The 23,259-nt window shown below is 49.8% G+C and carries 20 protein-coding genes and 1 tRNA gene; 12 read left to right on the forward strand and 9 right to left on the reverse strand.

Annotated features, from left to right (window positions below):
* Positions 1-9 precede the first annotated feature (9 nt).
* Positions 10-1,719, forward strand: coding sequence for an AsmA family protein (locus EFER_RS19720; protein ID WP_000670229.1), 1,710 nt, complete (start codon positions 10-12; stop codon positions 1,717-1,719).
* 51 nt (positions 1,720-1,770) lie between these two features.
* Here the strand turns inward: EFER_RS19720 and yicI are convergent, their stop codons facing one another.
* Both yicI and EFER_RS19730 read right to left on the reverse strand, forming a co-directional pair.
* Positions 1,771-4,089 carry an alpha-xylosidase gene (yicI, locus tag EFER_RS19725; RefSeq protein WP_000702955.1) on the reverse strand — a complete coding sequence of 773 codons (2,319 nt, stop codon included), beginning with the start codon at positions 4,087-4,089 and terminating at the stop codon, positions 1,771-1,773.
* Between the two features lie 9 nt (positions 4,090-4,098).
* Complete coding sequence (locus EFER_RS19730) at positions 4,099-5,481, reverse strand: glycoside-pentoside-hexuronide family transporter (RefSeq protein WP_000834422.1); 1,383 nt, start codon at positions 5,479-5,481, stop codon at positions 4,099-4,101.
* Between the two features lie 292 nt (positions 5,482-5,773).
* On the opposite strand from EFER_RS19730, the gene EFER_RS19735 reads away from it, so the two are divergent.
* The 5 genes from EFER_RS19735 (at position 5,774) to EFER_RS19755 (ending at position 9,135) form a co-directional block, all read left to right on the forward strand.
* A tRNA-Sec gene (locus tag EFER_RS19735) sits at positions 5,774-5,868 on the forward strand.
* A 52-nt stretch (positions 5,869-5,920) separates the two neighbouring features.
* Positions 5,921-6,958 (forward strand): virulence RhuM family protein, encoded by a 1,038-nt coding sequence (locus EFER_RS19740; protein ID WP_001280583.1) that lies wholly within the window; start codon positions 5,921-5,923, stop codon positions 6,956-6,958.
* 192 nt (positions 6,959-7,150) lie between these two features.
* A complete protein-coding gene (locus EFER_RS19745) occupies positions 7,151-7,648 on the forward strand; it encodes a hypothetical protein (RefSeq protein WP_000509813.1) in 498 nt (165 codons plus the stop codon).
* A gap of 177 nt (positions 7,649-7,825) precedes the next feature.
* Positions 7,826-8,728, forward strand: a complete 903-nt coding sequence (locus EFER_RS19750) for a carboxylate/amino acid/amine transporter (protein WP_024256563.1) — start codon at positions 7,826-7,828, stop codon at positions 8,726-8,728.
* 113 nt (positions 8,729-8,841) lie between these two features.
* The gene (locus EFER_RS19755) at positions 8,842-9,135 is read left to right on the forward strand and encodes a YicS family protein (protein ID WP_000805248.1); all 294 of its coding nucleotides are present in this window, start codon (positions 8,842-8,844) and stop codon (positions 9,133-9,135) included.
* Between the two features lie 36 nt (positions 9,136-9,171).
* Here the strand turns inward: EFER_RS19755 and EFER_RS19760 are convergent, their stop codons facing one another.
* Entirely contained in the window at positions 9,172-10,128 is a 957-nt protein-coding gene (locus EFER_RS19760; RefSeq protein ID WP_000104282.1) for a LacI family DNA-binding transcriptional regulator, read from the reverse strand.
* A 291-nt stretch (positions 10,129-10,419) separates the two neighbouring features.
* Between EFER_RS19760 and EFER_RS19765 the strand changes: the two genes are divergently transcribed.
* The 5 genes from EFER_RS19765 to EFER_RS19785 all read left to right on the forward strand — a co-directional run bounded on the left by EFER_RS19765 (position 10,420) and on the right by EFER_RS19785 (position 15,376).
* A complete protein-coding gene (locus EFER_RS19765) occupies positions 10,420-10,734 on the forward strand; it encodes a PTS sugar transporter subunit IIB (RefSeq protein WP_000251669.1) in 315 nt (104 codons plus the stop codon).
* A 12-nt stretch (positions 10,735-10,746) separates the two neighbouring features.
* Positions 10,747-12,078 carry a PTS cellobiose transporter subunit IIC gene (locus EFER_RS19770; protein WP_000097183.1) on the forward strand — a complete coding sequence of 444 codons (1,332 nt, stop codon included), beginning with the start codon at positions 10,747-10,749 and terminating at the stop codon, positions 12,076-12,078.
* Between the two features lie 20 nt (positions 12,079-12,098).
* Positions 12,099-13,496 (forward strand): glycoside hydrolase family 1 protein, encoded by a 1,398-nt coding sequence (locus EFER_RS19775; protein WP_001270490.1) that lies wholly within the window; start codon positions 12,099-12,101, stop codon positions 13,494-13,496.
* Complete coding sequence (locus EFER_RS19780) at positions 13,493-13,795, forward strand: PTS lactose/cellobiose transporter subunit IIA (RefSeq protein WP_000570991.1); 303 nt, start codon at positions 13,493-13,495, stop codon at positions 13,793-13,795. Before EFER_RS19775 ends, EFER_RS19780 begins: the two co-directional genes overlap by 4 nt.
* Before the next feature lie 201 nt (positions 13,796-13,996).
* Positions 13,997-15,376, forward strand: a complete 1,380-nt coding sequence (locus EFER_RS19785) for a carbohydrate porin (RefSeq protein ID WP_000721510.1) — start codon at positions 13,997-13,999, stop codon at positions 15,374-15,376.
* 18 nt (positions 15,377-15,394) lie between these two features.
* On the opposite strand, the gene EFER_RS19790 is transcribed toward EFER_RS19785, so the two are convergent.
* On the reverse strand, positions 15,395-15,847 hold the full coding sequence (locus EFER_RS19790) for a DUF1198 family protein (RefSeq protein WP_000637828.1): 453 nt from the start codon (positions 15,845-15,847) through the stop codon (positions 15,395-15,397).
* Between the two features lie 285 nt (positions 15,848-16,132).
* Here EFER_RS19790 and adeD point away from each other — a divergent pair, with 285 nt between their 5' ends.
* Entirely contained in the window at positions 16,133-17,899 is a 1,767-nt protein-coding gene (adeD, locus tag EFER_RS19795; protein ID WP_000371693.1) for an adenine deaminase, read from the forward strand.
* A 46-nt stretch (positions 17,900-17,945) separates the two neighbouring features.
* On the opposite strand, the gene uhpT is transcribed toward adeD, so the two are convergent.
* From uhpT to ilvN, 5 genes are all read right to left on the reverse strand, one after another.
* Entirely contained in the window at positions 17,946-19,337 is a 1,392-nt protein-coding gene (gene uhpT, locus EFER_RS19800) for a hexose-6-phosphate:phosphate antiporter (RefSeq protein WP_000879194.1), read from the reverse strand.
* Between the two features lie 137 nt (positions 19,338-19,474).
* Positions 19,475-20,794: an MFS transporter family glucose-6-phosphate receptor UhpC gene (uhpC, locus tag EFER_RS19805; RefSeq protein ID WP_015953892.1), complete on the reverse strand. Its 1,320-nt coding sequence runs from the start codon at positions 20,792-20,794 to the stop codon at positions 19,475-19,477.
* Positions 20,795-20,803: 9 nt separating this feature from the next.
* The gene (uhpB, locus tag EFER_RS19810; RefSeq protein WP_015953893.1) at positions 20,804-22,306 is read right to left on the reverse strand and encodes a signal transduction histidine-protein kinase/phosphatase UhpB; all 1,503 of its coding nucleotides are present in this window, start codon (positions 22,304-22,306) and stop codon (positions 20,804-20,806) included.
* Positions 22,306-22,896, reverse strand: coding sequence for a transcriptional regulator UhpA (uhpA, locus tag EFER_RS19815; RefSeq protein ID WP_000633668.1), 591 nt, complete (start codon positions 22,894-22,896; stop codon positions 22,306-22,308). The genes uhpB and uhpA overlap by 1 nt, the downstream gene beginning before the upstream one ends.
* A gap of 72 nt (positions 22,897-22,968) precedes the next feature.
* Positions 22,969-23,259, reverse strand: a complete 291-nt coding sequence (ilvN, locus tag EFER_RS19820; RefSeq protein ID WP_001181706.1) for an acetolactate synthase small subunit — start codon at positions 23,257-23,259, stop codon at positions 22,969-22,971.

Genomic DNA, 23,259 nt, shown 5'->3' on the forward strand with positions numbered 1-23,259 from the left:
TGGAACACCATGAAATTTCTTGGGAAGCTGATTCTCTATGTGCTGATCGCTATTGTCGTAGTGGTTTTTGGCCTCTATTTTCTGTTGCAGACACGATGGGGCGCGGAGCAAGTCAGTGCCTGGGTATCCGAAAACAGTAGTTATCATCTTGAGTTCGATGCTATCGATCATCGTTTCTCCGCTCCATCACATGTTCTGCTGGAGAATGTGACTTTTGGACGTGATGGACAACCTGCGACGTTGGTCGCTAAACGGGTCGATATAGGGTTAAGTAGCCGTCAACTCAGCGAGCCAGGTTATGTCGATACCATTCTGTTAGAGGACGGAACGCTCAATCTCACCAGTCACACGGCACCACTGCCATTTAAGGCCGATCGTTTGCAATTACGGGATATGGCATTTAACAGCCCCGGTAGCGAGTGGAATCTGAGCGCCCAACGCGTTAGTGGTGGTGTTATTCCCTGGCAGCCTGAAGCCGGCAAGGTGCTGGGTAGCAAAGCACAATTTCAACTGAGCGCAGGTTCTTTAACGTTGAATGATGTTCCCGCCTCCAGCGTACTGCTGGAGGGTGCTATTGATAATGAACAAATCACTCTTAGCAATATTGGTGCTGATATCGCACAAGGAACGTTAACAGGTGTAGCTCGTCGCCAGGCAGACGGCAGCTGGCAGGTAGAAAACCTGCGTCTGAATGAAATCCGCCTGCAAAGCGATAAATCTTTACTCGATTTCTTCGCGCCTTTACGCACCATCCCTTCACTGCAAATTGGCCGTCTGGAGGTAACTGATGCTCGTCTGCAAGGCCCGGACTGGGCGGTAACTGATCTGGATCTAAGCTTGCGCAATATGACGTTCAGTAAAGATGACTGGCAAACCCAGGAAGGTAAGCTGTCGATGAACGCCAATGAGTTTATTTATGGCTCGCTGCATTTTTATGATCCCATCCTTAATGCCGAGTTTTCTCCTCAGGGAATGACACTACGCCAGTTCACTACGCGCTGGGAAGGAGGCATGGTAAGAACATCTGGTCAGTGGTTACGCGATGGTAAAGCACTCATTCTCGACGATGCAGCCATCGCCGGGCTGGAATATACCCTGCCGGGAAACTGGAAACAGTTATGGATGCAACCACTGCCATCATGGCTGAACAGCCTGATACTGAAGAAATTTAGCGCCAGCCGTAATTTGATTATTGATATTGATCCCGCCTTCCCCTGGCAGCTTACCGCGCTGGATGGCTATGGTGCGAATCTCGGACTGGTGCAAAACCACCAATGGGGTATCTGGAGCGGAAGTGCCACGCTTAACGCCGCCGCTGGCACGTTTAACCGCATAGACATGCGCAGACCGTCGTTGTCACTGGCGGCGAATGCCAGCACCGTAAATATCAGCGACCTGAGCGCTTTCACCGAAAAAGGGATCCTCGAAGCCACCGCCAGCGTATCCCAAACACCACAACGTCAGACCCATATCAGTCTGAACGGACGCGGTGTTCCGGTGAATATTCTGCAACAGTGGGGTTGGCCTGAGTTACCCATAACTGGCGATGGCAATATTCAACTGGTTGCCAGCGGCGCGATTCAGGCCAATGCCCCGCTGAAACCTACCGTTAACGGGCAACTCCACGCCGTAAATGCTGAAAAACAGCAAGTGACTCAAACCATGAATGCGGGCGTCGTTTCCAGTAGCGAAGTTACATCGACAGAGCCGGTGCAGTAAAAATCAATCTCGCCGGGTACGACTCAGACGTACCCGGCATTCTTCAATAGATTACAACGTAATTGTCAGCGCATTCCCTTGAGGCGTCACCACCAGCCCCTGCTCACTTTCAGCCTGCGAACCACCTTGCAGACCATTTACTTTCACAACATTGCGCAAGCACAGTGTCCAGTTCCTCGCCTCGCCCGCACCAGTCACAGTAATCGTGTTACCAGTACGTGTTGCTTTTAGAGTAAAGATCACCGAACCGTCAGCAGCGGGCACTTCACAGACGGCTTCATGCCCGTCTTGCAGATTAAAGAGGTGGAATGCCGTGCCTTCGTGCCACGCGTAATCGGGACGTTGATCGTTGTTGCCCAACGCCAGTAGGGTGTTATCACGCACATAAACGGGCAGACTCAGGAAGCCGTGCTGCTGTTTATGCCAGCGACTACCGTCGAGTTCATCGTTGTGCCACAGATGTGTCCAGCGACCTTCCGGCAGGTAGAACTGCACATCGCCCGCTTCAGTGAACACCGGCGCAACCATCACGTTGTCGCCTAACATGTATTGACGGTCAAGGTAATCACAAGCCGGATCGTCCGGGAACTCCATCATCATGGCCCGCATCATCGGCGTCCCCCGCGCATTCGCACGAGCAGCTTCACGATACAGATACGGCATCATGCGGCATTTCAGTTGCGTGAAGAAGCGCACCACATCACAGGACTCATCATCGTAGGCCCACGGCACACGATAAGATTTGCTGCCATGTAAACGGCTATGGCTGGAGAGCAAACCAAACGCGCACCAGCGTTTGTAAACGTGCGCCGGAGCGGTATTCTCAAAGCCGCCGATATCGTGGCTCCAGAAGCCAAAACCAGAAAGGCCAATAGACAAACCACCGCGCAGGCTTTCCGCCATTGATTCGTAGTTAGCGTAACAGTCGCCACCCCAATGTACCGGGAATTTCTGCGCACCGACGGAGGCCGAGCGGGCAAACAAGACAGCTTCCTCCTCACCGACGGTTTCCTTGAGCACGTTCCACACCAGTTCATTGTAGATGTACGCATAATGGTTATGCATTTTCTGCGGATCGGAACCGTCAAACCACTGAACATCGGTTGGTATACGTTCGCCAAAGTCGGTCTTAAAGCAATCAACGCCCATCGCGACCAGACCTTTCAGTTTATCGGCGTACCATTTGCAAGCATCCGGATTGGTAAAGTCATAAATCGCCAGACCTGGCTGCCATTTATCCCACTGCCACAGCGAACCGTCCGGGCGTTTGAGTAAATAGCCTTTCTCTTGTAACTCTTTAAAGACAGGGGATTTTTGCCCGATATAGGGGTTAATCCAGACGCAGATTTTCAGCCCTTTCGCTTTCAGGCGGCGGATCATCCCTTCCGGGTCCGGGAAAGTCAGCGGGTCCCACTCAAAATCGCACCACTGGAAGGCTTTCATCCAGAAACAGTCAAAGTGGAAAACATGCAGTGGCAGATTGCGTTCCGCCATACCATCGATAAAGCTGTTAACCGTCGCTTCGTCGTAGTTGGTGGTAAATGAAGTGGTTAGCCACAGGCCGAAGGACCACGCGGGCGGCAGCGCCGGACGACCAGTAAAACGGGTATAACGATCAAGTACCGCTTTCGGCGTCGGGCCGTCGATAACAAAGTATTCGAGGTATTCACTCTCAACGCTGAACTGCACTTTGGAGACTTTCTCCGATCCCACTTCAAAAGAGACGCATTGAGGATGATTGACCAGTACACCATAACCACGGTTAGTCATATAGAACGGAATATTTTTATACGCCTGTTCAGTACTCGTGCCGCCGTCCCGGTTCCAGGTCTCTACCGTCTGGCCATTGCGCACCAGGGCAGTAAAGCGCTCTCCCAGACCGTAAACTGTTTCGCCAACGCCAAGATCCAGCCGCTCAAACATATAATTTCGTTGATTATTCGTGTCCTGCACGTAGCCATTATTTTTCACCTGACTACCGGTAATACGTTCGCCGTTACGCAGAAAATCCAGTGACCAGAACTCACCTTTGCTGACACGCGCACTTAAGTTGCCACTTTTAAACTCAGCGTAACGTTCTGTGTTTTCGATTGTGACCTTCACGTCCTGCAAAATATTGAGCGGATAATGAGGACCGTTATTCAGCGCCCCCTGAAAATGCTCAATCCGTACACCGACAATACCTTCCTGTGGGGAGAAAAAGCGCAGCGTAAATAAAGGTGTATCAAGCTGCCAGGTACGTTCACGCACATCACGGGGGGCAGCATAGACCACCATTTCATTACCCTGCTGTTCAACCTCGAACACCTGAAGCGGGTGAATCAAATTGAGGCCAGGTTGAATCAACCAGTTTCCATCGCTAATTTTCATTGCCGTTCCTTAGTTCTGCACTTCTTGAGAGGTGAATTGTTGCTGGCAACGGCGTTTGCCCTGGGCCAGCTGTTCCATAACGGTTTTCAGATTGTGCGTCGTGAGTGAGTAGTAGCGTTTAGCGATAATCGCGCTCAGCAAATAACAGATCGCCGGAACAATCGTGAATAACGCGATAATGATGCTAATCGTGGCGCTGTTCTGCGCTTTTTCTGCCGCATCATATCCGCCATAAGCCAGCATCCAGCCGATAAGAGCGCCGCCGAAGGCCAACCCCAGTTTGAGCACAAACAACGTGCCAGCAAAACTGATCCCGGTAAGGCGTTTACCATTGCACCACTCGCCGTAGTCGACGGTATCGGACATCATTACCCACTGGATAGGTGTCACCAGTTGATGCAACACACCAATCACGAAGATGAAGACAAACATGGTGATGCTGGCCTGCATAGGAACAAAGAACATCGCCAGGCTAATCACTGCCAGCAGGGCGTTCGTCCACCAGAAGATAGTGACTTTACATTTCCAGTCGGTCAGCGGTTTTGCCAGTGCGGAACCAATCAGGTTACCCACGCAATAAGTGGTGAGAAAAGCGACAAACACTTCCGGCGTACCCAAAATCCATGTGACGTAATACATCATCGCCCCACCGCGTACGCACACCGCCAGGATATTGAAAATGGTTAGTAAACCGACAATCCGCCACTGGTCGTTTTGCCAGATATCACGTAAATCTTCCCGCATAGACGTCGTTGTAGGTGGTGCTTCAACGCGTTCTTTAGTGGTGAAGAAACAAAATGCCAGCATCATAAATGCCACCACGGAAAGGACCGCGATTCCGCCCTGGAAACCGAGTGGTTTATTATCACCACCAATTAAATTAACCAGTGGCATCATCAGCACAGTAGAGAGCATGCCTCCCGCGGTCGCCAGCACAAAACGCCAGGATTGCAGCGAGATACGCTGAGTCGGGTCATTGGTGATTACACCACCTAATGCGCAGTAAGGGATATTGACGATGGTATAAAGTAAGGTAAGCAGGGTGTAAGTAATTGCTGCATAAATCATTTTTCCGTTCATACTGAGATCTGGCGTGCTATAGGCCAGTACACAGACGATCCCGAATGGCAGTGCGCCAAACAGTACCCACGGACGAAATTTACCCCAGCGAGAGCGCGTTCGATCGGCCAACAATCCCATGCAAGGATCGGAAATCGCATCCAGTGCACGAGCGACCAAAAACATGGTTCCGACAAATCCGGCAGGAATGCCAAAAATATCGGTATAAAAGAACATCATATATAACATTACGTTATCGAAAATAATGTGGCTGGCGGCGTCTCCCATGCCATAACCAATTTTCTCTTTAACGGACAACACTTCACTCTTCATCTGCTTTTCCTTGATGCTATAGGGGTGCTGAGACCGATAACGCATTTTGTAAACCATCCCTGTGAGAGCGAATATTCCGATATCTGGTTATTAATTTATGATTCTTGTTTTATGTGATCGTGGTAGCGTTAACTCTGCCTATATATCATTGTAAAATATGAATTTTATATAAATTATAATGTTTACGTGATAATACGCTGCGTGTATTAGGCGGAAAAAAATGTTCTGGGGGATGTAGAAACTCAAGGAACTAGCTATAATGCGCCCCGCCTCCATGTAGCAATCGAGGCGCGGAAGATCGTCGTCTCCGGTGAGGCGGCTGGACTTCAAATCCAGTTGGGGCCGCCAGCGGTCCCGGGCAGGTTCGACTCCTGTGATCTTCCGCCAATTTGCCTCTCCTGAACTCTCCCGACGTCAACAACACTCCTTCGGAGGCGACATGTCAGACAAAGACTTAACCCAGCCCCCAGCAGGCGAATTTATTATGTTTGCCAGCGGTGACGGTGCAGTGCGCGTTGAATGTCGCTTTGAACAAGAAACACTCTGGCTCCCTCAGGCAACCATCGCAAACCTTTATCAGATCACTCCTCAGGCCGTCACTCAGCACATTAAAGCGATCTATGAAGAAGGTGAACTTGACCAAAACGCAACCTGTAAGTCTTACTTACAAGTTCAACAGGAAGGTAACCGCCAGGTAAGTCGCAATAAGCTACATTACAGCCTGCCCGTAATACTCGCTGTCGGCTATCGCGTTCGCTCGCCTCGAGGCACGCAATTCCGCCAGTGGGCAACGCAGACGCTTCAGGAATACCTGATCAAAGGTTTTGTGATGGACGATGAGCGGCTGAAGAATCCGCCTGTCGGTTCATCGGTTGTGCCCGACTATTTTGCTGAGATGCTCGAACGCATCCGCGATATTCGCGCCAGCGAGCGTCGGGTATATTTGCGGGTGCGGGAGATCTTTGCTTTAGCTGCCGACTATCAACCATCACTAAAAGAAACCACGCAATTTTTTCAAACCATCCAGAATAAACTGCATTTTGCCTGTACCGGGCATACGGCTGCGGAACTCATCCACAAACGAGCAGATGCCAGCCAGCCGCACATGGGCTTGACCAGTTATAAAGGTGAAGAGGTACGTAAGGGCGACGTGACGGTGGCAAAAAATTATCTCACCCAGGATGAGGTCAGCGAACTTAATCGCGTGGTTAATATGTGGCTGGATTTTGCCGAGGATCAGGCCCGTCGTCGTCAGCAGGTCTTTTTGCGCGACTGGCAGGATAAGCTGGATCAGTTCCTGCAATTTAACGACCGTGAGGTTCTACAGGGCGCGGGTAAAATCAGCAAGAAAATGGCCGATGAAAAAGCGCAGGTGGAGTATGTTCAGTTTGCCGAACAACAACGGCGCTTAAAAGAAGCCGAAGGTGAGAAGGATATTGAACGTTTGCTGCAGTGGGATAAAACAACCAATAATTGACCATCAGCAATCTACTACTGTATGCATACCCCCCAAATTACATGTGCAATAATTTCACTATGACATTACAATCCATGGTGAAAATAACACTGCACAAGGATTGTCATCATCAAACTCATCGGAACGATTTTTTCTATCGCCATTGGTGTAATACTGATAGTAAGTATCCTTTCAGGAGATTACTTTTGCCGTGTGGGGCATGGCACTTGTAAAGCAGCCAAAAGCGCGAGGCATTTAATTGAAAGCAAAGAGAAAAACAGAAGTAGTCGAGTCAAGGTCTTTAGTACGCGTATTAATTTGAGTCATCCAGCGGCATCCTGGCAAGCAACTCAAACTTGCGCTAACAATATATTCAATCTGTTTCAAAACAATAATGCCCTTTATTTATTCGAAAACGATAATAAAATTGAACTGCGTATGGGGTATGATTCTTTTTTCTCTATTGAAACGATTGATAAAATTCACAAAGAAAACATCAAAGAAATCAAACTAAAAAATGAGACAACATATGTTTCCCTGCCTAATCCAACCATTTTAATAACCACGACATCAACACCTGAACGACAGTTTTCTATTTCTGTTCTGGATGATGGCAACAAAGAAAATTTACCTACCGATACCGCACCTTGTTTTACAATTGATATTCCTGATGAATATACTAAAGCCATAGAACTATTGAACATTAAATAATTAAATTTCATATTGCGTTTTTAGTGAGATTTTTTAAATGCCATATGAATAATTGTTATATGTCATTATTTCACCCATTCACTAAAACTGAATGATTACTCTACTCCCCCACAGTCATCGGTAGTGGTATCCTTGACGCATATTGATGAAAAGACAAAACTGAATGCCGAGGAAAATATGAGTTCGAGCAGAAAAGGAATGCTGAACGTACTGATTGCTGCCGTATTGTGGGGAAGTTCAGGCGTTTGTGCGCAATATATTATGGAACAAAGCCAGATGTCGTCGCAGTTTTTAACTATGACACGTCTGATTTTCGCTGGGTTTATTCTACTGACGCTCTCTTTTGTCCACGGTGATAAAGTTTTTTCGGTACTACAAAATCGTCATGACGCACTGCGACTACTGATTTTTTCTATCGTGGGCGCACTCACCGTGCAACTGACCTTCTTGCTCACTATTGAGAAATCAAACGCGGCCACCGCGACAGTGCTGCAATTTTTATCACCTACCATTATCGTCGCCTGGTTTGCCATCGCCCGTAAGGCTCGCCCTGGGATTCTGGTATTGACCGCTATTTTTACTTCACTAATCGGTACTTTTTTGTTGGTCACTCATGGCGATCCCACTTCTTTATCCATTTCTCCCGCCGCGCTTTTCTGGGGAATAGCCTCAGCGTTTGCCGCCGCGTTTTATACCACTTACCCTTCCACGCTTATCGCCCGTTACGGGACGTTACCTATTGTCGGCTGGAGTATGTTATTAGGTGGCCTGATTCTTCTGCCTTTTTACGCCAGACAAGGCACTCACTTTATGGTGAATGGCAGTTTGATACTGGCCTTTTTCTATCTGGTGGTGATCGGTACAGCGGTAACATTTAGCCTTTATTTGAAAGGCGCACAGTTAATTGGCGGACCGAAAGCCAGTATATTGAGTTGTGCTGAACCGTTAAGCAGTGCTTTTTTGTCACTACTGCTGTTGGGTATTACCTTCACCGTACCGGACTGGTTAGGTACATTGCTGATTCTCTCATCGGTGATCTTAATTTCAATGGACTCCCGTCGTCGTATCAGAAAAGCCTGACAACCTGGCACTTCTTACTGATTGCGCCATACATATTTCGTACAGGTAGATGAGGGAAACAAAAGCTGTCTACACTTACTCTTTATACAATGTGGAGCTAAAAGGGTGAGTCCATGAAACCAACGATGCTGTTGCTTATTACTGCCTTTTTCATCTTGCCAGGCCTCGCACTGGCCGATTCACCATTCAGTTCGCTGCAATCGGCAAATGAAAAAAAGACCGTATTAGCTGATTTACGGAAAATATGTACTCCACAAGCGTCAATATCAGAGGAGGCCTGGGAAAAGATGATGTTGTCTGACGAAAGTAATCAGCAGCACATCCGTGAGGCTATTGTGGCGATGGAACGCAATAACCAGAACAATTACTGGGAAGCGTTAGGCAAGGTTGAATGCCCGGATATGTAGACGTGAAGTCGTCGCTTCACGTCACACATTTAGCACTTAACGTGAACGTACATCGGGAATAATTAAATCACCACGCAAAACATATGAACCCAGCATCGTCTGCGTTTTCTCGTTAAGCCAACTGACTATGCGGGCGGCCATTTCGTCCAGCGAATATTCTATCGCCGGAATGGTCGGTATCCCCGGAAGATGAACAGTACCCGCCAGACTAAATACCATAATGTCCTCAGGAACAGATTTATTAAACGCCTGCAATTGCGGTATCACCCGCTGTGCTTGCTGTTCATCAGCAACTAATAACGCATTAAAGTTCAGTGTTGAGGCGTTATTTAGCAGCTCCTGCAAGGCCACTGAGGAAGAGATTGCTTCCATAAAAACCAGATTACGGTTAAAGGGAAGAAAGTTTTTCTCCAGCGCGTGTTTATAGCCCAGTAAAACCTGGTCAGAAAATCCCATACCGTGTGGGTGGATGAGAGCGATTTGTCGTCTGTTCTGACTTATCAGATAGTTACAAGCGGTTTCAGTCGCGAATGTGTGGTCGAACTGAATACTGTTAACATCATTACCCGTCTCAAGGCAGTCCACCAGTATCACGTTTTCCTGATGAATATTCAGTGGGAAACGCGCACCAATAATCAGCACGTCATCACACAAACCACAGCTCAGCTCATCAAGGGCGTTCTTCACCTCGGCTTTATTGCTGGCGAAGCGAAGAAGTAGATGTTTTTGATGCTGGCTGAGATGTTTTTCCAGAGCGTAAAGATAACCGGTGGTCTGATTAATGTTTTCCTGAGCACAAATTACACCGATACAGCCCGTAGATTGCGTCAGCAGTGACTGCGCAATGACATTGGGACGATAGTTTAGCTCTTCGACGGCTTTCAATACCGCGAGACGGCTGGCTTCTTTAACACCACGCGATCCGCTCAACACCCGAGATACCGTCGCTTTTGAAACGCCAGCCAAACGCGATACATCATTGATAGTAGACATCATTCTCCCCTGACAGAGCAGCCCTGGCTCCCACAATCCTGAATTCCTGTTGGCTTAAATATTAGCCGCTCGCAGTATAACTGTTTCCGTTTTTTAATGGAAACCGATTTTCCATGACACATCAAAACTGAGCTAATAATGATAAAAATGTGAACAGAATCGAAATAATAACGCGACTTTATAGCGAAATCTGATAGCCGTCACAGTTTGCATTTCCATGAATGGAAACCGGTTTCCAAATGATATCAAATCAATTGCGAAATAGATTTTTACATTCAGAGGATGTGTCAGATGGTCAGGATTATGTTGTGTTGCTCTGCGGGGATGTCAACCAGTCTGCTGGTGAAAAAAATGGTCGAGGCCGCAGAAAGTAGAGAGCTACCGGTAGAGATAGATGCCTACGGAGTTTCCGAATTTGATATTCAGTTTCCAAAATATCAGGTGGTGCTACTCGGACCGCAGGTAAAGTATATGTTAAACATGCTCGCAGAAAAGGCCGCCCCCCAGGGAATACCCGTGAAAGCCATTGATATGGCGGACTACGGAATGCAACGGGGTGACAAGGTGCTGGATTACGCTCTGTCGCTTATTGCAGCGACACATTAGAAAGGTGTCATTATGAGTTCGTTATATCAATCAATGGTTGCCGTTATTGAACAATCCATCACACCGCTTGCCGGGAAGCTGGGGCAGCAAAAATATGTGATTGCCATCCGCGACGGTTTTACTGCCGCTCTACCGTTTATGATCATCGGTTCGTTTATGCTGGTGTTTATTTTCCCACCGTTTTCGGCTGAAACAACCAACAGTTTTGCCCGAGGCTGGCTGGATTTTTCCGCCACCTACCGTGAACAGCTAATGTTGCCATTTAACCTCAGCATGGGAGTGATGACTTTCTTCATCTCAGTAGGGATCGGTGCCAGTCTTGGGCGACAGTTTAATCTCGATCCGATTATGTCTGGCTTGCTGGCATTTATGGCATTTTTACTGGTCGCAGCGCCTTACGCTGACGGCAAAATATCGACTCAATATCTTTCCGGGCAAGGTATTTTCACTTCGCTGATTACCGCCATTTATGCCACTCGTGTGTACGCCTGGTTAAAACAACACAACGTGACAATCCGCTTACCCAAAGAAGTCCCTACTGGGGTTGCGCGTTCCTTTGAGATCCTTATCCCGGTTCTGGTGGTCATTGCTACGCTACACCCACTGAATCTGTTTATTGAAGCCCAGACTGGAATGATTATTCCTGAGGCGATCATGCATCTTTTAGCGCCACTGGTCTCTGCCTCTGATTCTCTGCCTGCAATTCTGCTGTCTGTTCTGATGTGTCAGATTTTCTGGTTCGCAGGTATTCATGGTTCACTGATTGTAACAGGCATCATGAATCCCTTCTGGATGGCAAACCTGTCGGCAAATCAGGCAGCTCTTGCCGCTGGCGCAGCGCTTCCTCACGTTTATCTGCAAGGGTTTTGGGATCACTACCTGTTGATTGGCGGTGTCGGCTCGACGTTACCGCTGGCGTTCTTGCTGTTACGCAGCCGCGTTGCTCACTTGCGTACCATCGGAAAAATGGGCGTTGTCCCCAGTTTTTTCAACATCAATGAGCCTATTCTGTTCGGTGCGCCGATCATCATGAATCCGATGTTGTTTATCCCGTTCGTTTTCGTGCCAATTATTAACGCCATCCTGGCCTATACCGCGACCAGACTAGGCTGGCTGGCGCAGGTTGTCTCATTAACGCCATGGACTACACCTGCTCCAATTGGCGCCTCCTGGGCTGCCAACTGGGCACTTAGCCCGGTAGTGATGTGCATTATCTGTATGGTGATGTCGGCGCTGATGTACCTCCCATTCTTGCGCGCCTATGAACGCTCTTTGCTGAAAAGCGAAGAACAAAAAGCGCAGGATCCCGTCTCCGTGGCCAATGCAGCCCGTAGCAACTCATAATGAATCAAGGAGTAAGAACAATGAGATACCGTTTTCCCGACAACTTCTGGTGGGGTAGTGCTTGCTCTGCGCTGCAAACCGAAGGGGATAGTCTGAACGGCGGCAAAAGCCAAACCACCTGGGATGTATGGTTCGAGCGCCAGCCCGGCCGCTTCCATCAAGGTGTTGGCCCGGCGAACACATCAACCTTTTATCAACACTGGCAACAAGATATTGCCCTGCTGAAACAGTTAAAACATAACAGTTTTCGCACCTCGTTAAGCTGGTCTCGCCTGATACCAGACGGTACTGGTGACGTAAATCCTGAAGCGGTGGCGTTCTATAACAATGTCATCGACGAGCTGCTGGCGCAGGGCATCACACCGTTTATCACCTTGTTCCACTTTGATATGCCGATGGTGATGCAGGAAAAAGGTGGCTGGGAGAGTCGTGAAGTCGTAGAAGCTTTTGGTGAATATGCCCGTACCTGTTTTGAACTGTTCGGTAACAGAGTGAAGCACTGGTTTACCTTTAACGAACCGATTGTGCCGGTAGAGGGCGGTTATTTATATGACTTCCACTATCCGAACGTTGTTGATTTTAAACGTGCTGCGACAGTGGCTTACCATACAGTTCTTGCGCACGCCACGGCAGTTCGGGCATTCCGCCGCGGTAATTTCGAAGGTGAAATTGGCGTGGTGCTCAACCTGACGCCTTCTTATCCACGCTCGCAAAATCCGGCTGATGTTAAAGCCGCACACTGCGCTGACCTTCTGTTTAACCGCAGCTTCCTCGATCCGGTGCTAAAAGGGGAATACCCGGCAGACCTTGTAGCATTACTGAAAGAGTACGATCAGTTGCCGCAATGCCAGCCTGACGATAGTCAGCTAATCGCCGACGGAAAAATCGACCTGCTGGGGATAAATTATTATCAACCCCGACGCGTTAAATGCCGGGATAGCGCCGTAAACCCCAATGCCCCCTTTATGCCGGAGTGGTTATTTGACTATTACGAGATGCCTGGGCGAAAAATGAATCCTTATCGTGGATGGGAAATTTATGAACCCGGTATTTACGATATCATCTCCAATCTTCGCGATAATTATGGTAATCCTCGTTGTTTTATTTCTGAAAATGGGATGGGTGTAGAAAACGAGCAACGTTTTATTCAGGAAGGGCAAGTCAACGATAGCTATCGTATTGAATTTGTCGCTGAACATTTAAAATGGCTGCATAAAGGAATTAGCGAAGGGTGTAATTGCCTTGGCTATCATATGTGGACGTTTATCGATAACTGGTCATGGCTTAATGCTTATAAAAATCGCTATGGATTTGTTCAGCTTGATCTGGAAACGCAAACACGTACGATTAAAAAAAGTGGTGAGTGGTTTGCGACAGTTGCAGAAAATAACGGTTTTGATTGCGAGAAACAAAAATGATCGAACTAGAAGATGCAGTTATGGAAATAATCGTCAATGCCGGCCAGTCACGCAGCCTCTGTTTTGAAGCGTTACACGCGGCACGTGCCGGGAACTTTGATGAAGCCAAACAGCTGCTACGTGAAGCTGACGGTTATTCGCGTCAGGCTCACCATATGCAAACCAAATTGATCGAACAGGATGCTGGTGAGGCCCGACAGCCAATGACATTAATTATGGTACATGCACAAGATCATTTAATGACATCAATGCTGGCACGAGAATTAGCAGAAGAAATAATTCATCTTTATCAAAGATAATTGATTAATGCTTAGTGAGGAGCATCCATTTGATAAAATAAAACCTCTGTTTTACCCGAAAATAAAATAGATAAACCACCCTGTTTCGGTAGTTAAAAACAAACCGAAACAGGCTGCTTATTATCATAAAACAAATTAATACACACCTTATATTTATTATGCCCACCGCATAATGAATTATAACGTGTGCGTGAGATAATCATGAAAAAGATAAAAACACTTCCAGTTACCCTGGCGGTTATTGCCGCTTTGTACTCAATATCTGCCCAGGCTCAGGAATTTACTCAGGAACAAATAGACGCCATTGTGGCAAAAGCCGTCGATAAAGCATTAGCCGAAAGGCAAGAAAAAATGGATGCCGCGGCAGCAAAAAAAGTGGATGTGATTAACGAACCGGAAAGTGCTGCGCAGTCTCCGGATATGGCAATTCCCTTTGGCGTGAAATTTAGTGGTTATGCCCGTTATGGGGCTCATTTTCAAAGCGGCGATCAAAAATATGTTGCTGTAGACGGCTCCTATAATGGTGCATCTGCAATTGGTCGCCTGGGGAACGAAGGTAACGGCGGAGAGTTTCAGTTATCAAAAGCCTTCAAGAGCGATAACGGCGCAATCTGGGATGTCAATGTCATGATTGATCACTGGGGCGACGAAGTTAACCTGAAAAAAGCCTACGCTGGTGTCACCAATGTTTTGGCCTCCAATCCTGACGCCTATATCTGGGCTGGGCGCGACTTCCACCAGCGCCCGCAACAGGGCATTAACGACTACTTCTGGATGACTCACGATGGTCAGGGTGCCGGGGTGAAAAATTTCGACATTGGTGGCATCAAGTTTGACCTTGCTACTGTCGCAGCGGTTGAATCCTGTAATCCTGAAGTGATGGAGGATGAGACCAATCCGTCACGCATTACCTGTACTGGTGGGTCAGGAACGGGCGACAGAGGCAATTATGCGGTAACGTCCAAAATTCATGGTATGAAACTGGGGCCACTGGATCTTGAGTTGTACGCTAACTACGGATTCGACTCAAAAGCAGTCGAAGGTGAAGACAAACTGAAAGCCTGGCAGGGGGCATTTGTTGTAAGCCATAGCAATGACAGCGGAGTGAATAAAGTCATTGCCCGCTACTCTGATAATTCCGATAACAGTGTTTACAATAAAACTGACGATCTCACGACAATTTACGCCAGTTTTGAAGGTAGTCATAAATTTACTCAGCAGGCGCAAATCGAGTATTTACTGGCCTTCCATGATTACGACAACAGTTCTATTAAGAGTGATAACCGCAAAAACTATGGCGTGATTGTCCGTCCTATGTATTTCTGGAATGACGTTCACTCCACCTGGCTTGAGGCGGGTTATCAACGGGTTGATTATGATAAAGGCGGAGATAATTCCGGCTGGAAGCTGACGCTGTCACAGAACATTTCTATTGCGATGGGCCCGGAATTCCGCCCAATGCTACGTTTCTACATGACGGGCGGGCAAGTTGATAATGACCGGACTGCACGCGTCAACGGTACAAAAGAGGAAACGCTTGACGACTTTAACCTTGGTGCGATGTGGGAAGCCTGGTTCTGACAGGCCACTCACATTGAGTTAATGCAACCAAAACACGCCTTCTTCTGGCTGGAAGAGGGCGTTATAGCGCATTTGGAAGGCATTAATCTCCTGCATATCTGGCTCTAACTCACGGAGAAAACCCAGCGCCAGACGGACCTGGGCATCAGTGATTGGCGCAGCAAGACGCGCTTTTTGCAACAACCGATACCAACGTAACAAGTTCTGCTCACTACCATCGACAATCACAATTTGCCAGATAAGTAACACCTGAGCAGCATTTTGCAGATGAGATTCATCCGGGCGATGCAAATAATACAAAAACTCTTCACCAGGCATTTTACCCATCTGATCGATCATCGATTCTACAGGTACAACATCAATATTAAGTCGTTCGCTTAAACGGCGAATCGCCCGTCGGGTGCCTGACGTCAGAACCCGAAAACCAACCACAAACACCACCACGACGGTGGCAAGCATTATCCAGATCATGCGTTCTCCTGCGTATCCACTTTTGATGATATCTGGAAAAGTGCGGGGGATACTAACTCTGAGATGGATTTTAGTGCTGACAACGACAACATACCGAAATGATAAAGCGGGAGAAATAAACTTTCTCGCAAGATTCCCATCATGATAAATTCTCCATGCCGTTTCATCCTGAATATATCTCCACTACGACAGTTAACGAGTAATAGACATTTAACGCAATTCTCTCAAATAAGTTTGGCCTTTATTTTGGGTAAATTACGGTGAAATACAGCAAAAGGACAGAATATGGATCAGGCGATTAACCATAAAATCCACTACATCAGTCGCCAACAACGGCAAGAAATCTTAGCTATTGCACGTGGTGAAGCCGTTGCTGATTATCTTATTGAGAATGTTGTAATTCTTGATTTAATTAACGGTGGAGAAATCGCTGGCCCGATTGCCATTAAAGGGCGTTACATCGCGGGCATTGGTTCCGAATATAATGACGCGCCGACATTACAAAGAATTGATGCTCACGGAGCAATAGCGGTGCCAGGGTTTATTGATGCTCACCTGCATATTGAATCCAGCATGATGACGCCGGTCACCTTTGAAACCGCTACCCTGCCGCGCGGCCTGACGACCGTTATTTGCGACCCTCATGAAATCGTCAACGTCATGGGCGAAGCCGGTTTCGCCTGGTTTGCCCGCTGTGCCGAACAGGCAAGGCAAAACCAGTACTTACAGGTCAGCTCTTGCGTACCCGCTCTGGAAGGCTGCGATGTTAACGGTGCCAGTTTTACCCTTGAACAGATGCTCGCCTGGCGGGACCATCCGCAGGTTACCGGCCTTGCAGAAATGATGGACTACCCTGGCGTAATTAGCGGGCAGAATGCGCTGCTCGATAAACTGGACGCATTTCGCCACCTGACGCTGGACGGTCACTGCCCGGGTTTGGGCGGTAAAGAACTTAATGCCTATATTGCTGCGGGTATTGAAAACTGCCACGAAAGTTATCTGCTGGAAGAAGGTCGCCGGAAGTTACAACTCGGCATGTCGTTGATGATCCGCGAAGGGTCCGCTGCCCGCAATCTCAACGCACTGGCACCGTTGATCAACGAATTTAACAGCCCGCAATGTATGCTCTGCACCGATGACCGTAACCCGTGGGAGATCGCCCATGAAGGACACATCGATGCCTTAATTCGCCGCCTGATCGAACAACACAATGTGCCGCTGCATGTGGCATATCGCGTCGCCAGCTGGTCGACGGCGCGCCATTTTGGTCTGAATCACCTCGGCTTACTGGCACCCGGCAAGCAGGCCGATATCGTCCTGTTGAGCGATGCGCGTAAGGTCACGGTGCAACAGGTACTGGTGAAAGGCGAGCCGATTGATGCGCAAACCTTACAGGCGGAAGAGTCGGCGAGACTGGCACAATCCGCTCCGCCGTATGGCAATACCATTGCCCGCCAGCCAGTTTCTGCCAGCGACTTTGCCCTGCAATTCACGCCCGGAAAACGCTATCGGGTCATTGACGTCATCCATAACGAATTGATTACGCACTCCCGCTCCAGCGTCTACAGCGAAAATGGTTTTGATCGCGATGATGTGTGCTTTATTGCCGTACTTGAGCGTTACGGGCAACGGCTGGATCCGGCTTGTGGTTTGCTCGGCGGCTTTGGCCTGAATGAAGGCGCGCTGGCTGCGACAGTCAGCCATGACAGCCATAATATTGTGGTGATCGGTCGCAGTGCCGAAGAGATGGCGCTGGCGGTCAATCAGGTGATTCAGGATGGCGGCGGGCTGTGCGTGGTACGTAACGGCCAGGTACAAAGTCATCTACCGTTGCCCATTGCCGGGCTAATGAGCACCGACACGGCGCAGTCGCTGGCGGAGCAAATTGACGCATTGAAAGCCGCCGCCCGTGAATGTGGTCCGTTACCGGATGAGCCGTTTATTCAGATGGCGTTTCTTTCCCTGCCAGTGATCCCCGCGCTGAAACTAACCAGTCAGGGGCTGTTTGATGGTGAGAAGTTTGCCTTCACCACGCTGGAAGTCACGGAATAATAAAAAAAAGCCCGGCGTCATGCCGGGCGAAAGTCACCAGTTACGTTTATGCCACTGTCAACTGCTGAATTTTTTTCTCGCGGCGGATTTTGCGTTCTTCCATCACCGCCACTATCGCCATCAGGCAGATACAACCAATCGCGGCGATATCCAGCGCGGCGAAGGTGCCTGCCCAGCCGGTAAGGCCGAATACCGGCGTACCATCGGCAATCATCCCCAGCCCTAACTTGGCAAAGCTGTCGCCAATCAGGTAAGCGAAGGTGCCTTTAATACCATCGGCAGCGCCAATCGCTTTTTTAGGTACAAAACCAACAGCAGCCACACCAATCAACAATTGCGGGCCAAAGACCAGGAAACCCAACGCAAAGAGAGAAGCCAGGTAGATATATTCGTTGCTGGCATGTTGATACACACCGAGCGTGGCGATAATCAGCGCCAGCGCGATGCAGGCCACCAGACCACGGCGACCGTTCGCCAGGTCAGAGAGCCAGCCCCACAACAGCGTCCCCACCAGCGCACCAGCTTCAAATAGCGTAAAGCCCTGAATCGCCACTGCTTTAGAGAGTTTCAGTTCCTGGAACGCATACACGGTTGACCACTGGTCGATACCAATACGCACCACATAGAGGAAAATGTTGGCGAAGCACAGCAGCCAGATCACTTTGTTTTTCAGCACATACTCAACAAAGATCTGCCACTTGGTCATATCGGTAGATTCTGTCTCTTTGTCCTCTTCGCTGATCTCTTCGCCGAACAGTTCTTCAGCTTTGCCGAGGCCATAAGATTCCGGGGAGTCGCTGCCGTAACGAAGGCCGATAAAACCGACAATCAACGCGATGATGGACGGGAAGATAAACATGCCGATGACATGACCGTCAAACAGGTAATTTGCGCCGAACAGCGCCACACCTGCCGCGCCCGCACCGCCAAGGTTGTGAGAAATATTCCAGAAACCGAGGAACGTCCCGCGCTTACGACGCGGCGTCCATTTGGTGATGGTGGAGTAACTGCACGATCCCCCGGTACTCTGGAAAAAGCCGCTTAAGGCGTAGAAGGCAATCATCAGGAACAGACTAACCGAGCCGCTGCCCATACTGGCACTGAAGCCCAACATACAAATGGCAGACAAGATCAGCATGAACGGCAGGAATTGTTTGGTGTTTTTGCCGTCGGCGTAATAGGAAACCAGTGTTTTACCCACACCATAAGTGATGGAGAAGCCCAAGCCGATCATCCCCAGCTGCGTCATGCTCAAGCCGTAGGTCGAGATCATGTCGTTCTGCGCGATGTTAAAGTTCTTGCGAATCAGGTACATCGTCAGGTAGCCGATAAAGACCACCAGGTAGGATTGCATGAACGGTTTGAACCACATTTTGCGCCGCACTTCGAGCGGAAGGTCCAGGGTCGGCTTGCGAACCTGGTTTAAGAAAGCCAGCATGGGTTACTCCTGAAATGAATACCTGCGTGAGGTATGCATTGTAAAAATCAGTAGCAAATCAGGCCTGAGATAGCGTCCAGGCAAAACCTGGAAAATTTCTTAGTTTTGCTGGATATGAAGTGAAAAGGTGAGATGCATCACGCTTCGCGCGGTGCCTGGGCGTTCAAAAAGGGCAGTAATAGCAGTGCGGAAATCCCGGCGGCGATAGAGATAACCACAAAAAATCCGCTCCAGTGCCAGGTATCGAGCACTTTCGCCAGCGGCCAACCAGCAAGCGACGCCCCCAGATAAGCAAACAAGCCGACAAACCCCGTCGCCGCCCCTGCCGCCTCTTTGTGGGAACACTCTGCTGCCGCCATGCCGATTAACATCTGCGGGCCAAAGACAAAAAAACCAATGGTGAAGAAGCAGGTTGCCTGCATCACGTAGCTGGCAAATGGCATCAGCCACAGCGAGCCGACAGATAGCAAAATCCCGGCGGCGAAAATTAAATTCATCGGCCCACGGTTGCCGTTAAAGAGTTTGTCCGAGCCCCAACCCGCTACCAGCGCACCGATAAATCCGCCCAGTTCAAACATCGTCACTGCCGTATTCGCCGTGACCAGATCGACGCCCAGCGTCTCGGACATATACAAATTGCCCCAGTCGTTGATCGCCGCCCGGACCACATAGACCAGCACATAGCAAAACGAAAGCAGCCAGATATACGGATTCAGCAACACATATTTGGTGAGGATCTCTTTACGTGTCAGCCCTGCCCCTTCTTGTTGTTGAGCGATTTCCAGCGCGTCGTGTCGCCATTCGCCGATCGCTGGTAAACCTAACGCCTGCGGGCGATCGCGCAGCCGCCAGCAGAGAATAATCCCCACGACTATCGCCATACAACCGGCAATCATCATCCCGGCACGCCAGCCGTAATGCAGCGCGCTCGCGGCCATCACAATGGGAATGAGTGCGCCGCCGACGTTATGCGCCGTGTTCCATAATGCCCACCAACCCCCGCGCTCAGTACGTGAATACCAGGTGGTTAACAGACGCGCGCACACCGGTGAACCCCAGCCCTGGAAAAAGGCGTTCAGCCCCCATAGCATGGCAAACGCCCACAGCGACGTCGAGAAACCAAACAGAATGTTGATAATGCCCGTAGCGATAAGCCCAATCCCCATAAAATACCGGGCATTTGAGCGGTCGCTGACAATGCCGGAGACAAACTTCGACACGCCGTAGGTAATGTAAAACAGAGTCGCTAACAGGCCGATATCGCTACGGCTGAGCACACCGTTGGCAAGAATTTCTGGTACGGCGGCGTTAAAACTTTTACGCGTGAAGTAAAACAGTGCGTAACCCAGCCAGATGGTCAGCAGAATATGCCGACGCCAGTAGCGATAGCGGGCATCAATTTCTTGTTTATCAGTCATTAATGGCGCATCGGCAGGCGCTTTCAGAAACGGCAACATCATCAAGCCTTAGACATAACGTTGAGGTAGAGAAACACTGACACGCGTGCCGTGCAAACAGGAGATGGTCAAGGTGCCACCCAGCGCCGTTACTCGCTCGCGCATTCCGGTGAGGCCAAAACCGTGTTGCCCGGAACCCGGCGGTAAACCGCTACCATCGTCTTCAATCACCAGCATCAACCGTTCGTCCTGCTGCCAGCCTTGCAACGTGACCGCACTGGCATCGGCATGTTTCACAATGTTGTTCAACCCTTCCTGGCAGACACGAAACAGCGTCACGCGCTGGTTTTCGCTTAACGCTGATTCATCGATTCGCCATTCGAGATGACTGACAATGCCGCGACCTTCCAGCTCCATTTCCCGCATCAGTGAGCGGATGGCCTGCTCCAGAGTGAGATCATCCAACTGGCGCGGACGTAACCGCCCTAACAAGCGGCGCACCGCGTCGTAAACGCCCAGGGATAACTGTTCGATGAGCTGCCCGCTCTGTTTCACGCGGGCGTTATCCGCCGCGAGCCGCTGGACAATGCCCGCCTGAGTACGAATGGCAGTGATGGTCTGGCCGATATCATCGTGCAGCTCACGCGCCACGTCGCGGCGTACGCTCTCTTCAGTTTCTAACAAACGTTCAGCCAGATGCTGATTGCGCGCCAGTTCCTTTTGCAGCGACTGGTTAAGTTCACGCAACCGCTGGATGCCTGCGCCCAGTAACAACCCTGTCAGACTTTGCACCAGCAGCGAGAGCAATAAATCCACCGGATGATCGCGCCAGGTTTGACTGGCGATCAGCGCGATGGCGTTCATCAACGTCGCAATCAGCGCTCCTTGCCAACCATAGTGCCAGGCCAGCGCGATAATCGGCAGCGCCAGACAGAATGGCGTAAAGCGCGACAATTCGTCCGGCAATCCCAACTGGAGCCAGAGACTGATAACAAACAACAGCAAGTACCAGACCAGATGCCGCCCGCGCCAGTTGATCGGTTGAGAAACCAGTGACGGGCCGAGCGGCAGCCAGGTGTTATTGGCGAGATAGTGCCAGAACACCAGACATATCGGGGCCAGCGTCAGGCCGCCAGTTAAAGTCAGCAGTAGCGCATTCCACGACTCTTTGCCATGCCAAAGCCAGGGCAGCGACTGCAACAACGCCGCCGCCGTCAGCGCCGCACCCTGTAACAGCAGAGTGCGCCAGTCACGTTGATGGCGATAGCGTGAGATCAGCGCCACGGGCAGTAACGTCAGTAAACTACCGATCATCAATAAGGAGAAATGGGTTAACCCGACCACCTGCGTTAGCCAGTAAATCAGCAGCCACTCCGCGCCCAGCAGCACCGGCCAGTATCCGCGCGGGCATTGCAGCATTAGCCCCAGACGCAGACCAAACGGAAATAACAGCACCGCCATATCAGGGCGCTCAACCAGGTGCAGGCTGATACTCCACAGGCAAAACCATGCGGCAGAGAAGATAAAAAAGCAGGCAATAACGGTAATTAAGCGGGAGAACAACGTCTTCATCACCAGCCATCAAACATGCGGCGCGCCAGTTCTACGTCGTTACTGACGCCCAGTTTTTCCATCAGGTTGGCGCGATGGACGTGTACCGTTTTCGGCGACAAGCCCAGTTCGGCAGCAATCTCTTTCACCGCCATTCCTTGCGCCAGTTTTTCCGCCACCTGGCGTTCACGTTTGGTCAGCGGATCCTGGCGACCGGATGCCAGTTTAATGGCAATATCCGGCGTCAGATAACAGCCGCCCGTGGCAACCGTATGCACCGCAGCAATCAGCTCATCAGGGCTACAGCGTTTGGAGAGAAAGCCGCGCGCCCCCGCGTTAAGCGCCTGCTCAACCAGCGCCGGACTGTCGTGAACGGAGAGCATAATTGTCGCCATACCTTTCGGCAGCTGGCTTAGTAGCTCCAGACCGGAGATATCGGGCATGGAGATATCGCAAATACACACCTGCACACCGCGCCCCGGCAGCCCCGCCAGTGCCTCGCGCCCCGAACCAAACTCGGCAACTACCTGCAAATCAGGTTCCAGCCCCAGCAGTTGCGCAAAGCCGGAGCGGACGATAAGGTGATCGTCTATAAGGGCAACGGTGATCATGGTCTTGTCCTGGCGGGTAAAAAAACGCGCTTACCTTAACGATAAGCGCGATGTTGTTCAAGCCTTGAGCGGTTACTGAAAAAACACCGCAATCTTGTTGAACATCGTCGGATCGGACTGGTTACGCTGCACTTTCACTACATCTTCCAGCTTATCGATTTGACTGATCATCTGCTCCAGACGCTGGTCGTCATTGACCAGTAGCCAGATGTGGCTTTTGTCGCTGTCCTGAATTGGCAGGCAGAGAATGCCTTCAACGTTAAAAGCGCGACGGGCAAAAAGACCACAAACGTGGGTCATTACGCCCGGATGGTTACGAACGGTGAGTTCCAGAATCACGTTGTCATGAGTTGTGTTTTGCAT

The organism is Escherichia fergusonii ATCC 35469 (assembly GCF_000026225.1).
Taxonomy (GTDB): Bacteria; Pseudomonadota; Gammaproteobacteria; order Enterobacterales; family Enterobacteriaceae; genus Escherichia; species Escherichia fergusonii.

Bases quoted from the DNA above. Each gene is read 5' to 3' on its own strand.
- EFER_RS19750 (WP_024256563.1), top strand. From the start codon at position 7,826: ATGAGTTCGAGCAGAAAAGGAATGCTGAACGTACTGATTGCTGCCGTA.
- uhpC (WP_015953892.1), bottom strand. From the start codon at position 20,794: ATGTTGCCGTTTCTGAAAGCGCCTGCCGATGCGCCATTAATGACTGAT.
- EFER_RS19720 (WP_000670229.1), top strand. From the start codon at position 10: ATGAAATTTCTTGGGAAGCTGATTCTCTATGTGCTGATCGCTATTGTC.
- EFER_RS19740 (WP_001280583.1), top strand. From the start codon at position 5,921: ATGTCAGACAAAGACTTAACCCAGCCCCCAGCAGGCGAATTTATTATG.
- EFER_RS19765 (WP_000251669.1), top strand. From the start codon at position 10,420: ATGGTCAGGATTATGTTGTGTTGCTCTGCGGGGATGTCAACCAGTCTG.
- uhpA (WP_000633668.1), bottom strand. From the start codon at position 22,896: ATGATCACCGTTGCCCTTATAGACGATCACCTTATCGTCCGCTCCGGC.
- EFER_RS19785 (WP_000721510.1), top strand. From the start codon at position 13,997: ATGAAAAAGATAAAAACACTTCCAGTTACCCTGGCGGTTATTGCCGCT.
- EFER_RS19770 (WP_000097183.1), top strand. From the start codon at position 10,747: ATGAGTTCGTTATATCAATCAATGGTTGCCGTTATTGAACAATCCATC.
- EFER_RS19780 (WP_000570991.1), top strand. From the start codon at position 13,493: ATGATCGAACTAGAAGATGCAGTTATGGAAATAATCGTCAATGCCGGC.
- EFER_RS19790 (WP_000637828.1), bottom strand. From the start codon at position 15,847: ATGATCTGGATAATGCTTGCCACCGTCGTGGTGGTGTTTGTGGTTGGT.
- yicI (WP_000702955.1), bottom strand. From the start codon at position 4,089: ATGAAAATTAGCGATGGAAACTGGTTGATTCAACCTGGCCTCAATTTG.
- uhpT (WP_000879194.1), bottom strand. From the start codon at position 19,337: ATGCTGGCTTTCTTAAACCAGGTTCGCAAGCCGACCCTGGACCTTCCG.
- EFER_RS19760 (WP_000104282.1), bottom strand. From the start codon at position 10,128: ATGTCTACTATCAATGATGTATCGCGTTTGGCTGGCGTTTCAAAAGCG.
- EFER_RS19775 (WP_001270490.1), top strand. From the start codon at position 12,099: ATGAGATACCGTTTTCCCGACAACTTCTGGTGGGGTAGTGCTTGCTCT.
- ilvN (WP_001181706.1), bottom strand. From the start codon at position 23,259: ATGCAAAACACAACTCATGACAACGTGATTCTGGAACTCACCGTTCGT.
- adeD (WP_000371693.1), top strand. From the start codon at position 16,133: ATGGATCAGGCGATTAACCATAAAATCCACTACATCAGTCGCCAACAA.
- EFER_RS19730 (WP_000834422.1), bottom strand. From the start codon at position 5,481: ATGAAGAGTGAAGTGTTGTCCGTTAAAGAGAAAATTGGTTATGGCATG.
- EFER_RS19755 (WP_000805248.1), top strand. From the start codon at position 8,842: ATGAAACCAACGATGCTGTTGCTTATTACTGCCTTTTTCATCTTGCCA.
- uhpB (WP_015953893.1), bottom strand. From the start codon at position 22,306: ATGAAGACGTTGTTCTCCCGCTTAATTACCGTTATTGCCTGCTTTTTT.